The following is a 12535-nucleotide window of genomic DNA, read 5'->3' as shown; positions in this document are numbered from 1 at the left end:
GCAGTTATAGTAAGTTAGAACCGACCCAGTCGGTTATATCCAGTGCCGACGTTTGAAGAACCAGAGCAACCCCAGAACGATTAAAATCATGGCGCCCCAGACCATCGGGTAGCCGTAGTACCAGCCCAGTTCCGGCATAGACCAGGGGCTGCCCGGATGGTCAAAATTCATGCCGTAAACACCCACCACAAACGTCAGCGGAATGAAGATGGTTGCGATAATCGTCAACACCCGCATCGTCTCATTGGTGCGCTGGCTGATACTGGACAGGTAGATATCCAGCATACTGGTCGCCATATCGCGAAAGCTTTCCAATAATTCGATAATCTGAATGCTGTGGTCGTAACAGTCCCGAAAATACACCAGGGTGTTTGCCAGAATCAGCTCGTCCTCACCCCGCATGAGCGTCGTGATCAGTTCCCGCTGGGGCCAGAGCACCCGGCGTAAGGTCAGCAGTTCGCGCTTAAGCTCATGCAATGACGCCAGCGTTTTCTGACTCGGGCGTTCCAGCAACTCCTCCTCAAGGGCTTCAAGCTGGCCGCCGAATTGTTCCAGTACCGGAAAACCGGCATCAATAATAAAATCCATCAGCGCGTACAGCAGATAATCAATCCCGCGGTCAGCGAAGCGGCGGTTGTTGGGTTGCCGCATGCGCTTGCGTACCGGCTCAAAAGGGTCGTTCGCCAGCGGGCAAAAGCAGATCAAATAGTTCTTTCCAACAAACAGGCTAACCTGAACCATCTCTAAATTCTGGCCATCGTAAACAGGCAATGTCGCGATGATGAAAATCTGGTCGTCATAAAGTTCGATTTTGGGGCGTTGGCCACTGTTGATAATGTCCTCCAGCGCCAGGTCATGGAGGTCAAACAATTCGCCAAAATCTCGAAGGGTATCTGGATCGATGTGCCCGTTTACTTGAATCCAGGTTTTGCTCTGCCGATCCAGAAATGGCCGACAATCGCGTGCAGAGGCAAGTTGGAGCTCCTCAACCGAGGACTCCGTGTAATCGATCAGCTTTATGGTGACCGGCGTTACCGGTTTCTGAATGGCCACCAGGGTTCCAGGTGCTGTACCCGGGCTGTGGTAGTGTTTGTTAAAATAGGCCATAAATCATTCGCCCGGGCGCTGTTTGACGGTTTCATGGGTCAACGTATTTTCTCGAAATACCCCCACCCTGATTATTTTTTAGTGATGCATTTCGTGGACTTTTACACTCTGAAACCAGAATTATAGACGCTGGATCGAGCCATGCTAGAGTAATAAAATTAGAAGGATCAAGGCTAGAGCGATCAAAGCCAGACAGATAAGCGTAAGAACCATGAGTAAACTAACATGGCAGCTCAAAAATAAGCTGCCTTAAAACACGGGGGGGGGGTTACAGATGATTTTCGGAGTCGCCTGGTTGGTAATGATGTGGTTTGGTCTGGTGATGGTCGCACTGGCGACTGCAGTGGTGTTTATTGTGCGCCAAAAACACGATGCCGGGACTGATAGCGGAAAGACCACCCATCAGCCGCAAAGCAATGCCCGGCAGCAAGTGCTTGAAAAAGTGCGGGGAATGCACGCTGCGTCTGAAGGCCTGCGTGGCCGGGCTCGGATAGAAGCCCTGCGGCGCTACATGGATAGTATGAACGACGAGTTGGATCTGGTCTCAGATATCCGCCCTGCTAAAGAAAGCGAGCCCAATGGGGAGTGGGTGATTGCACCCGGATCAGATCCCAACCGCCGGATTCTCTACATTCACGGCGGTTCCTGGATTGCCGGCAGCCCCAAAAGCCATCGCGCAATCACTGATCGTTTGTCTAGGTTGGCCCACGCCTGCGTATTCGCCGTTGATTACCGGTTAATGCCGGAAAACCTCTATCTGGATGGCATTGTCGACTGCCAGCAGGCTTACCGCTGGATACTCGATAACGGCCCGGACGAGAAGGCGGCGGCCGATTTCGTCGTGATCGCCGGGGATTCCGCCGGCGGCAGTCACACCCTGGGTCTGATCGCCTGGATACGAGACCAGAATCTGCCATCACCAAATGCGGCGATTGCCCTGTCACCCTCCACCGAACTCATGCTCACGTCACTCAGCAAGCGAGCCAACCTGAAAACCGACGCAATGCTGGGACCCGCCGTCGAGAAGCTGGCGCGCATACCCTCACCGCTGCTGTGGTGGGGAACGGTTTTTGGCATTCGCATATTGCCCACCAGCCCAATGGCATCACCCCTGCGGGGAAAACTCCACAGTCTGCCGCCAACGCTGATCCACGTCAGCGAATCGGAGCTACTGCACGAAAACGCCCAACGGTATGTTGCAAAGGCGCAACAGGCCGGCTCGCCAGTGGAAATAAAAACCTGGCCTGACATGGTTCATGTGTGGCACATGTTTACGCCACTGTTACCGGAGGCAGAAGAGGCGTTCGAGAATATAGGCGAATTTCTGGCGCGGGTGGAGGTTCTGCGAGATGTCAGTTCATCACCCTAATAATCCCCGCTTACAACGCTTGCTCTGGATGCGAGAAGAAAAAGGGCTGCGTGGTGTGCTCGGCGACGTCCTCGATAGGGCTAATCAATGCCCATTAGCCTGTCGCCAGAGGTCAAACTATTTAAGACGTTGCCAGACCTCAATGGCGGCGGCCAGATCTTCCAGCGATGCACCGACCGATTTAAAAACGGTGATGGCGTCGCCACTGGAGCGGCCCGGATGACGACCTTGCAGAACTTCCGCCAAATCGGCTGCAATATCATTGAAACGGAAGACGCCTTCCTCAGCGGCGAAATGGAGATCTCCAGCTTCACCTTCGGCCCCTCCGTAGGTGTCCACATAGACTTCGCCGCGGGCAATACAGTGGCTGTCAGTTTCTCGCATCGTGCGCCGGAAGGCACCCACCAGATCAAGGTGGCAACCGGGTGAAAGCCACGTGCCCAGCACGATGGGCTGATCTGACAAAGTGGCACAGCTGATGATGTCTGCAGTGGCTGCACTGGCCGGTAGATCCGTGATCGCTGACACGCTATCAAAGGGAACCATTCCGCCTTTGTAATGGGCGTATTCGTTTGCCAGGGCCTGCGCCTTGTCAGGATTGCGGCCCCACACCATCACCTTGCGGATGTGGCGCACGCTGGCATGGGCCTCGATCAGCATCGGTGCCAGTTTACCCGTGCCAATCACCAATAGGGTTTCGGAAGCTTCGCGAGAAAGCGCGCGGCTGGCCAGTGCCGAGGCGGCAGCCGTGCGCCGGCGAGTCAGCTCGCTGCCATCGAAACAGGCCAACGGTTGACCATTGGCGCCGTCACAAAGCATGTAAATCCCTGAAATAGCGGGCAACCCCTTGTCGGCATTCTGGGGAAAAACGTTCACCATTTTCATCCCGATGTAGCCGTCCGGTTCCCATGCGGGCATCAGTAGCATGGTTGCCTCGCCATCATCTCGCTGGATCGTATGGTGATGGCGAGGCGGCGCCTCGACACCTTCCCGGAAGGCCTGTCCAATCCTGTCGATCAGCGGTAGCCACGGCAGTGAGCTCGCGACTGCCTCTGCAGAGATAACGTGCATAGAATTACTCCGGTAGCGCCGCGATAACCATGATTTCCACTTTCCATTCAGGCTTGGCGAGACGGGCCTCTACACAGACTCTGACGGGAGTGCGGCCTGGTGTCACCCAGTTGTCCCATGCGCTGTTCATGCCAGCGAAGTCAGCCATATCGGCCACCCAGATAGAGGCGGATAGCAAATGGGACTTATCAGTGCCTGCTTCTGCCAGCAGGCGATCCAGTCCTTCCAGTATTTGCTGTGTCTGGCCAGCGGCATCAGCGGTGGCATCGCTGGCAACCTGCCCGGCAGTATAAACGGTTCCCGAATGGACAGTGATTTGGCTCATCCGAGCACCGGACCCGAGGTAATTAATCGTCATAGTATTCTCCAGTTAAAAGTGGACGGTTTTGGGTAAACCCATTGATAAAGCGCGTTAAAAAAGTTCGTCGATTGTTTTTTGGCCGACAGATACCATACCATTCTGCGTTACGTAAAAGGGCCATGGCAGTGAGATGCTCAGGACACCGTGCCCGCCGACTGGGCCTAAACCGCGGTAATTTCAAACCAGTTCCGCCTCGGCCTCTGGCCTTAGTGGCGAACCTCAGCGATTAGACGTTATTATGTTATATCCAACTGTATTCACCTCATTTATTTCATTAGCACTGCATTCTTTTTATGCTCAGAAATGTTTTCGGAATTCACCGAGGCAAGGAAACTCTTTGGTGAAAATGTTTTTTTAAGTAGTCTTCCTTCATATACATCCATCTGTTTTAGTTATTTTTTACAGGGTGGGTCGTCTGTTGCTCAATCCGGTAGCAACAGGAATCTCCGGTCATTCGGGCATCAAAGCTGAAACATTCTGATTCTACTGGCACTGCCATTTGGAATTGTTTCTCCTATTTTGTTCTTTAAAAAAATTAACAGAGATGATGAATCAGATTCATTCTTTCCAAAGTTATACATATTGACAACATACTCTATCTGTTATTTTATTCTTTTAACGACAACACCTGATGCCTAACGTGCCAACTGGCCAACTGGCCAATTCGTAGACCTGCTGAGTTTCTGAAAGGCCAAGGGGCTAGGCGCTTTGGTAAAGGCTTGGCGGTGAAGACGCTGCTCAATAAAAAACCGCTGGCAACGAATCAGGTCGCCAGCGGCTTCTGTTAAACCGTACTTATGCCGTTTACTCAGGCAGTCGTACCCTCACCTCGGCTGGTAAGACTAACCCCCATCGCACCCAACCCTGTTGCAAACGGCGCAGGAATGCCGGCACCGCCGCTGTGAAAGAGTCAATGCACAATGTGAACAAACTCTGGTCGACATAGAGATGAGCCGGTTCAGAAGTTCCCCTAAGGCTCCCTAACTCAAAAGCCGCTCTTTGGCTTCATTTACACGAGCAGCCAGGTAGTTGCTTCCGCCACGGTCCGGATGCATTTTCTGCATCATCCTGCGGTGAGCCTGGACAATCTCGTCCCGGCTGGCACCGGCCGCCAATCCCAAAATGTCCAGGGCCTCGCTGTCGGTCAGACTGCCGCCGCTGTTCGACCTCTCGCGTTCACTGTCCTGTTCACCGTTTTGGGCACTGTCATCGCCAGCCGGATCGTCAGTGCGCCAGGAGTCTCCGAAGCGGCGGTCCAAATAAGTTTCTAAAAGCCGGGCAGAGTCCTCATCTTGGTCCCGGCAGTACTGCAGCAACCCGATGAACTCACTCTCGGCCAAATCCGCCAGCACGCGCCCGGCCATGGCGCCTTTCAATATTTCACCGGTCATATCTCCGGAGTCGTGGTCCAAGGTCATCTTGAAGATATCGCTGGAAACGTGGGATTGGTTGCCCGGCTGTGCCTTTGCCTGGCCGCTTCCCATCAAGCCCGACAGACGCCCCATCAATAGCGAAGGCAGAACCCGCCGTAACAGAGGGAACAGGAAAGCCAACCCTGCAAACAAGATGGGCAGGCGGCCGGTGATGGCCATCAGAACCACCATCACAACACCCGCAATCAACACCAGCTTGATGATGGCCGGTTTCTGCTGGCCGGGCGGCTGGTTACGCAGCCAGGCCCAGGCAACAATGGTCATTACAGCAATCAAAAGCACTAATAGCACTCGGATACCTCGGGCCTATTGACCCACCAATTAATTGAAACAGGCGCTAACGGATTTGTTGAGTCAAGCGCTTAACTTCTGGCGAGCTGCGGCTGGAATAGTCTTGCAGCGCTTTGGCTCCCCCGGAAGCATAGACCGCCACAGCGGCCATAAGATCCTTCAGCATTTGCGGGCTGTTGCTGTTAAAGGGTGCATAGGCGCCACCCGATAATTTGGCCACTTGCTGAAACACTGCCTTGGCGTGTGCATCCGCACCCTCAAGGAACATGAACACCGGGGTGCGCAGCATGCCCAGCTCTCCGGCGATGTGGCAAAGCTCATCTACCGGCTCCTCACAACAATCTCCGATAAACACCACGGCTTTTACGGCCTTTGCCCGGGTTTCTTCTCTGGCGTGCGCCAAAACCCGGTGAATCTGAGTACGGCCGCCCAGGCAGGACACGCCGTTCATCAGCTTAAGTAGTTGGCTGGTCTGGTTAACAAACCTCGTGGCCTTAAATTCCCCATAACCGCGGTAGTAACAAAGCTGAATGGCCAGGCCTCCCAAATCCCGGGTCGCCAGAAAAAGCTCGCTCTGCAAGTGGCAAGCCTGATCCCAGGTAGCCTCTCTGCTGGCGGTAGCATCCAGAGCAAAAATCAGCCGACCCTGCTCACCACTCGGCCCTCCATCTTGCTTGGGCAACTTACGGATTTGGTGGATAAACTGGTCGATCGACTGTTTATCGGATTTTTTACGGAGCTCTCTGTCAGACATACGCTTTTGCAAACCGCCTTGTTCTGCCAATGTATTAGTGCAAGCTTAAGGTAAAGAATACGCAATTCACAGGCTTGGCGGACCACATTGCCCAATGCTCACGCGCTCAAAAAGGCACCTTAACATTCAATTGAACACCTTTCGCGGGGGTTTCTCCGCCGAACACGCTCATTGCAGACATGCGTACCTTGCCTAATGGTGCCTTACTGCTACTATGAGAGTTCAATTGAACATCTTATAACAACAATCTAGCGGAACGGGTCCTTTCAGGATGTTCAATTCAAGGCATGAGGCTCTCATGCAGGGACCGTTTCCAGTGGAGCATCTCGATGAATATGCAGAAAAAGTTGTTTTCCGGCACCTTGCCGTCCGTCACCCTGGCGGCCTCGGCTTTACTGTTTGCTTTCAGCAGCCCGGCTCTGGCGGACTGTGAACGAGGCGCACTCGACGCCATGTACTGCGATGCAGACGGCGACATGGTAGCCGACTTGCCAGCGGATAAGTCAGAGTGGGTTAATCCCGATACCTTGATTTTTGCCTACACGCCCGTTGAAGATCCGGCCATTTATTCGGATATCTGGCAGCCGTTCATTGATCACCTGGCAAAAGTGACCGGTAAAGAAGTTCGTTTCTTCGCCGTGCAATCCAATTCTGCCCAAGTAGAAGCCATGCGCAGTGGGCGCCTGCACATTGCCGGCTTTTCCACGGGCCCAACACCTTTCGCCGTTAACCTTGCCGGTGCAGTTCCCTTTGCGCTGATGGGTTCAGACACGGGTCAATTTGGCTATACCTTGCAGGTTTTCACCCACAGCAGTTCTGACATTTTTGAAATGAAAGACCTCAAAGGCAAGCGGGTTGCACACACATCACCCACCTCTAATTCCGGCAACCAGGCACCCAGAGCACTGTTTCCGGAGCTTGGGATAGTACCGGGTGAAGACTACGAAATTTCTTTTTCGGGCAGCCACGATCAATCCATGCTTGGTGTGGTCGCTCGCGACTACGATGCTGCTCCAGTTGCCTCAGAAGTGGTAGAACGTATGGCCGCTCGTGGGCTGTATGACGTAGACGATGTGCGCTTGGTGTGGGAATCAGATCGCTTCCCGACAACGTCTTATAACTATGCTCACAACTTACACCCGGACCTGGTTGAAAAAGTTCGCGAGGCCTTCTACACCTTTAAATTCGCCGGCACCGAGCTGGGTGACGAGTTTGAAGGCGTCGAAACGTTCATTCCAATCACCTATAAGGACAACTGGCGCGTCATTCGCACCATTCAGGCGTCCAATGGCGTTCAGTACACCCCCGATAATCTTCAATAAGAAAACCGGAGCCTCTGGCTAATCCGTCAGAGGCTCTATCCGGAGTTAATCACATGTTAGAGATTACCAACCTCGTCAAGCGATACGGGCAGAACGACCCCGTGCTCAAAGGTCTTGATTTGACGGTCGATGGCAGCAGTGTTGTTTCCATTGTTGGCGCTTCAGGTGCCGGGAAAAGTACCCTGTTGCGCTGCATCAACCGGTTGGTCGAACCGACATCGGGTTCGATCAAGCTAAACGGCCACGAGTTGGTCAATCTTCGCGGAAGTGCATTGCGTCATTCCCGCCGACGCATCGGTATGGTCTTTCAAGGTTTTAACCTGATTGATCGTTTAACGGTTATGGAAAACGTGCTGTCCGGGCGTTTGGGTTACGTGTCTTTTTTCCAGGCGTTAACCCGCCGCTTTCCGCAAACTGACATCGATCGTGCCTTCAGCTTGATGGAGCGTGTGGGTATTGCCCAATACGCCGACAAACGCGCAGACCAGCTATCGGGTGGCGAACGGCAGCGTGTTGCAGTGGTACGTGCGCTGATGCAGGAGCCGGAGATTTTGCTGGCCGACGAGCCAACCGCCTCGTTAGACCCAAAAACGTCCCAGCAAATCATGAGTTTGTTGCAAAGCCTGGCGAGTGAAATGTCACTGCCGGTGTTGATCAACATTCACAACGTGACCCAGGCGCGGATGTATACAGACCGCATTGTGGGTATGCGCCACGGCCAGATGATTTTTGACGGTGAGCCCAAAGATTTCAACCAGGATGCGCTAGACGCCATATACGGTGGTATCGAATCACCGGAAGAAGATGGTGAGGAGTCAGGAAAGAAGGCATCTCAGGATCAGGAGGCTTCGGCATGACACGCGTCAAAACCGGAGCCGACACCCCGTCAGGCAGGGTCTGGAAAAAGCCACCGTTCATAGCAAACCCCTGGGTTCGCTATGGTTTGATCGCCATAGCCCTGACCTACCTGTACTGGGCATTTTCAACCTTGCCGTTCAATTGGGAGCGGGTTTCAGAGGGGTTGCCCCGTGCCGCTCGAATTTTCGGTGGCGCTTTTCCGCCCAGTTTCGAGCGCGGAAGTTTGTTGTGGACCGGGTTCAAGGAAAGTTTCCAGATTGCCTTTCTAGCGACCCTGATGGGTGTTGGTCTGTCGCTGCCCATCGCGGTGATGGCCGCTAAAAATGTGGCGCCCTTGCCTATTTATCTGTTGGGGCGCGCGCTGATTGTTATATCCCGCAGCTTTCATCCGGTTATCGTGGCCATTCTTTTTGTCGCCGCGGTCGGTTTTGGCCCGCTGGCAGGCATTCTCACCCTAACCCTGTATTCCATCGGCTTTGTGGCCAAGTTATTGGCTGAGGAAATCGAAGAGATCGACTGGGGTCAGGTTGAAGCTATGCGCTCGGTGGGTGCCGGTTATTTTAAAATACTGGTCTTTGGGGTTTTTCCACAGATTATGCCACGCCAGATAGGCCTGTCTATGTACCAGCTGGACAGCAACCTTCGCGCTTCAGCAGTGGTCGGTATTGTAGGTGCAGGCGGTATTGGTGGCACGCTGATGAACGCCTTCGGACGTTACGATTACGATTTCGCATTTGCCATTCTGCTGATGATCATCGGGATCATTTTGATCAGTGAAGGGTTCAGCGGGTGGGTGAGGAAAAAAGTATGGTAGATCACGCTGCAAAACTGAAAGACCACGTCTGGTCGCGTTATGACCGGAAAGAGCAGTTGATCCGCTACGGGATCTACCTGGCGACTTTGGTGGCCGTTGTCTGGGCGATAAAAGACATCGACATTTTCTGGCCCTGGGTATGGGACGCTCCTAATCAGATACAAAGCCTGGGGTCACGCATGTGGCCGCCGGAGTTCAGTCGGTGGGATGCGATTTTCAATGCCATGTTGGAAACCGTTCATATTGCCACGCTGTCGACCATGCTGACGATATTCATCGCCTTACCGGTGTCCTATATTGCGGCGCAGAATACAACGCCGAACAAGGCAACGCTGTGGCTTGGCCGGTTTATTCTGGTATCCAGCCGTTCAGTAAACACCATTATATGGGCACTGCTGTTTGTGGCCATTTTTGGCCCGGGCGTGCTGGCCGGCATCCTGGCGGTTATGTTCCGGTCCATCGGATTCATTGGCAAGTTGATGGGCGAAGCCATTGAAGAGATTGATCGCAACCCGGTAGAAGCCATGCAGGCAACGGGCGCCAGTAAAATGAAGGTGGTGCTTTACGCGATTGTGCCTCAGGTAATGCCGGCATTTTTTGCCATCATTATTTTGCGCTGGGACATCAATATCCGTGAATCTACCGTTTTGGGCCTGGTGGGCGCCGGCGGTATCGGGGTGTTGCTGCAGGGGTCGATCGACCTGTTCGCCTGGCAGACAGTTGCAACAATCCTGTTGGCCATCATTGTTCTGGTTATTCTGGGCGAAGCGATTACCAGTGTCCTGCGCAAAAAAGTAATTTGAACGAGAAAACAGACACTATGCTGAATAATTTTGAGTTTGGTAATGCAGATATTCTGTTCACCGATGTAGACGATACACTGACCACCGCCGGCCAGCTGCTGCCCGAAACCTATCTCGCGATTTGTCGCCTGGCGGCGGCAGGCATCCGCGTAATTCCGGTCACCGGTGGCTGCGCCGGCTGGTGTGACCAGATCATTCGAACCTGGCCGGTAACAGCCGTGATTGGTGAAGGCGGTGCATTTTACGCAGAACGCACCGCACCCATGACCGTTCGCTGGCACTACTGGGATAATGAATCATCACACCGTGAAGACCAGGCTCGCATATTGGCGGCTGTTGCCTCGTTGAAGCTAGACTTTAAACCGAAACTGGCCGGCGACCAGGCCTTTCGCACTGTGGATGTGGCGGTGGATTATAACCAGCAAGAGTCTTTAAATGTGCAACAGGTGGCACAGATTCACGACGCGCTTAAAGCACAGGGATTTAATGTTCGGGAAAGCTCGATTCATATCAACATCTGGCAGGGAGACTTCGACAAATCCACCATGGCGATACGGGTAGGCCGTGATTTACTGGGCCTGAATCCGCAGGCATTGCGGCAGCGCTCTGTGTTTATTGGAGATGCGCCCAATGACGAATGTATGTTCGGCAACTTCCCGCTGAGTATCGGTGTGGCAAACATTCGCAAGCACCTGCCAGTCATGACCCACCAGCCAGCCGCGATCGCCAGCCAGCCTTCCGGGCTGGGGTTTGCTGAAATGGCAGATGCCTGGCTGCAGCAACGCACTGCGTCTGGGCTAGGCCAGGCCGACACTCGCCGCACATAGCCACAACATGAATCAACTGACCGTGACTGTAAACTGATGGGCGCCAAAGAGCGGCAACACAGCATAATTGAATGGGTGCACGAGCAGGAGCATGTCGAAGTTGACGACATTGCAAAGCGCTTTGGCGTTACCACTCAGACCATTCGTCGCGACATCAACAAGCTTTGCGAACAAGGCTTGTTGCGCCGTCGTTACGGTGGCGTCAGTTTACCCGCCAGCGCTGCCCCTAATCTCATTGACGAACTACAGGTGCGTAATTTACGGGCCAAACAGCGCATGGCCGAGCGTGTCGCAGCGGATATTCCGGAAGGGGCCACCGTCAGCCTTGGAGTAGGCAGCACCATTGAATGTGTGGCACACGCTCTGATTCATCACCAGTCACTCAAAATTTTAACCAACAACCTCCGCGTGGCCGCTGCGCTTTCAGTGAATCCCAATATCGACGTGATTGTGTCGGGCGGGCAGTACCGGCACAAAGACCAAGACGTTGTTGGGCCGGAAGTCACCCATTTCTTTAGCTCTTTCATCACCGACTTTGGCATCATCAGTACTGGAAGCATGGATCTTCAACATGGCCTGATGGATCACGATATCCGCGAAGCCGAAGTCAGCCGGGCCATTATAAGCAATACCCGGGGGCGTCTGTTGGTGGCCGATCACACCAAATGGACTCTGAGTTCATACTGTAAAGTCGCCTCGTTCAAGTATGTTGATAGCCTGTACACCAACGTCATGCCTAATCAGCAACGAAAAGGCCTACCGGACTCGGTAAGCATTATTGAGTGTGGCGAAGGGTAAAACATTTACGCGCTTGCTCTACGCTGGCCCGAATGACGCACTCCGCGGCGTGGTCGTTGATCAACCCCATCGACTGCATAAAGGCGTAAGCCGTCGTTGGCCCGATGAATCGCCACCCCAGCTTCTTAAGCGCCTTCGACAAGGCAATGGATTCCGCGGAAGTTGATACTGTTTGTAGATCCGCGGGCGGCTTTGCATCGGGTTCATAGCGCCATACGAAGGCTGCCAGGGAACTCCCCTGCTCGACGAGATTTTTAGCCAGTCGCGCATTGTTGATCACCGCCTCAATCTTGCCTCGATGCCGGATAATGCCCTCATCCATCATTAAACGTTCGACACTGCACTCATCGAAGCTTGCGATTTTGTTGAAATCAAAATGATGGAAGGCCGCACGGAAATTCTCGCGCTTCGCCAAAATGGTGCGCCAACTCAATCCGGACTGAAAGCCTTCAAGACTCAACTTCTCAAACAAGCGAAAGTCATCACCCACCGGAAAGCCCCATTCGGTGTCGTGATAAACACGCAGTTCCGCTGCGGTGCCGCACCAACGGCAACGGGGTTTTCCGTCAGGCCCTTTTATCGTCACACTCATACGGTCATGCGCCATTTTTTAGTCCACCCTATGATCTTGTGTCCTCCCATCCTCTATTAGCTATGGTTAAATTTCACCGAATTGAAAGACGTTCGGCTTCAAAAACTGGATAATAGCGGCAATCTAAGGCCACAA

13 protein-coding genes are annotated in these 12535 nt (G+C 53.5%); 7 read left to right on the top strand and 6 right to left on the bottom strand.

The genetic code is table 11. The features are described 5' to 3' along the window. Positions 1-33: 33 nt before the first annotated feature. On the bottom strand, positions 34-1107 hold the full coding sequence (gene corA / locus MRBBS_RS07575; protein WP_014870871.1) for a magnesium/cobalt transporter CorA: 1074 nt from the start codon (positions 1105-1107) through the stop codon (positions 34-36). Positions 1108-1381: 274 nt separating this feature from the next. Here corA and MRBBS_RS07570 point away from each other — a divergent pair, with 274 nt between their 5' ends. After that, positions 1382-2476, top strand: a complete 1095-nt coding sequence (locus MRBBS_RS07570) for an alpha/beta hydrolase (protein ID WP_014870869.1) — start codon at positions 1382-1384, stop codon at positions 2474-2476. A 117-nt stretch (positions 2477-2593) separates the two neighbouring features. On the opposite strand, the gene MRBBS_RS07565 is transcribed toward MRBBS_RS07570, so the two are convergent. The 4 genes from MRBBS_RS07565 to MRBBS_RS07550 all read right to left on the bottom strand — a co-directional run bounded on the left by MRBBS_RS07565 (position 2594) and on the right by MRBBS_RS07550 (position 6386). Further along, positions 2594-3547: an ornithine cyclodeaminase family protein gene (locus MRBBS_RS07565; protein ID WP_014870868.1), complete on the bottom strand. Its 954-nt coding sequence runs from the start codon at positions 3545-3547 to the stop codon at positions 2594-2596. A gap of 4 nt (positions 3548-3551) precedes the next feature. Next, on the bottom strand, positions 3552-3905 hold the full coding sequence (locus MRBBS_RS07560) for a RidA family protein (protein WP_041635153.1): 354 nt from the start codon (positions 3903-3905) through the stop codon (positions 3552-3554). A 983-nt stretch (positions 3906-4888) separates the two neighbouring features. Next, the gene (locus tag MRBBS_RS07555) at positions 4889-5632 is read right to left on the bottom strand and encodes a molecular chaperone DnaJ (protein ID WP_014870866.1); all 744 of its coding nucleotides are present in this window, start codon (positions 5630-5632) and stop codon (positions 4889-4891) included. 46 nt (positions 5633-5678) lie between these two features. After that, entirely contained in the window at positions 5679-6386 is a 708-nt protein-coding gene (locus MRBBS_RS07550; protein ID WP_041635152.1) for a hypothetical protein, read from the bottom strand. Between the two features lie 329 nt (positions 6387-6715). Here MRBBS_RS07550 and phnD point away from each other — a divergent pair, with 329 nt between their 5' ends. Genes phnD through MRBBS_RS07520 form a run of 6 tightly spaced genes read left to right on the top strand, consistent with a single transcriptional unit; the run spans position 6716 to position 11808 of the window. Beyond that, on the top strand, positions 6716-7708 hold the full coding sequence (gene phnD / locus MRBBS_RS07545) for a phosphate/phosphite/phosphonate ABC transporter substrate-binding protein (RefSeq protein ID WP_014870864.1): 993 nt from the start codon (positions 6716-6718) through the stop codon (positions 7706-7708). 53 nt (positions 7709-7761) lie between these two features. Further along, positions 7762-8565, top strand: a complete 804-nt coding sequence (phnC, locus tag MRBBS_RS07540) for a phosphonate ABC transporter ATP-binding protein (RefSeq protein ID WP_014870863.1) — start codon at positions 7762-7764, stop codon at positions 8563-8565. Further along, positions 8562-9380 carry a phosphonate ABC transporter, permease protein PhnE gene (phnE, locus tag MRBBS_RS07535; protein ID WP_014870862.1) on the top strand — a complete coding sequence of 273 codons (819 nt, stop codon included), beginning with the start codon at positions 8562-8564 and terminating at the stop codon, positions 9378-9380. The genes phnC and phnE (MRBBS_RS07535) overlap by 4 nt, the downstream gene beginning before the upstream one ends. Then, positions 9374-10183, top strand: a complete 810-nt coding sequence (gene phnE / locus MRBBS_RS07530; RefSeq protein WP_014870861.1) for a phosphonate ABC transporter, permease protein PhnE — start codon at positions 9374-9376, stop codon at positions 10181-10183. The genes phnE (MRBBS_RS07535) and phnE (MRBBS_RS07530) overlap by 7 nt, the downstream gene beginning before the upstream one ends. A 17-nt stretch (positions 10184-10200) precedes the next feature. Further along, entirely contained in the window at positions 10201-11010 is an 810-nt protein-coding gene (locus MRBBS_RS07525; RefSeq protein WP_014870860.1) for an HAD-IIB family hydrolase, read from the top strand. Between the two features lie 36 nt (positions 11011-11046). After that, the gene (locus tag MRBBS_RS07520; protein WP_014870859.1) at positions 11047-11808 is read left to right on the top strand and encodes a DeoR/GlpR family DNA-binding transcription regulator; all 762 of its coding nucleotides are present in this window, start codon (positions 11047-11049) and stop codon (positions 11806-11808) included. Here the strand turns inward: MRBBS_RS07520 and MRBBS_RS07515 are convergent. Next, on the bottom strand, positions 11786-12400 hold the full coding sequence (locus MRBBS_RS07515) for a DNA-3-methyladenine glycosylase I (protein ID WP_014870858.1): 615 nt from the start codon (positions 12398-12400) through the stop codon (positions 11786-11788). The two genes, MRBBS_RS07520 and MRBBS_RS07515, sit on opposite strands and share 23 nt — an antisense overlap. Positions 12401-12535: the final 135 nt, after the last annotated feature.

This window comes from Marinobacter sp. BSs20148 (assembly GCF_000283275.1).
Taxonomy (GTDB): Bacteria; Pseudomonadota; Gammaproteobacteria; order Pseudomonadales; family Oleiphilaceae; genus Marinobacter; species Marinobacter psychrophilus.
This window is presented reverse-complemented; position numbering and strand designations above follow the sequence as displayed.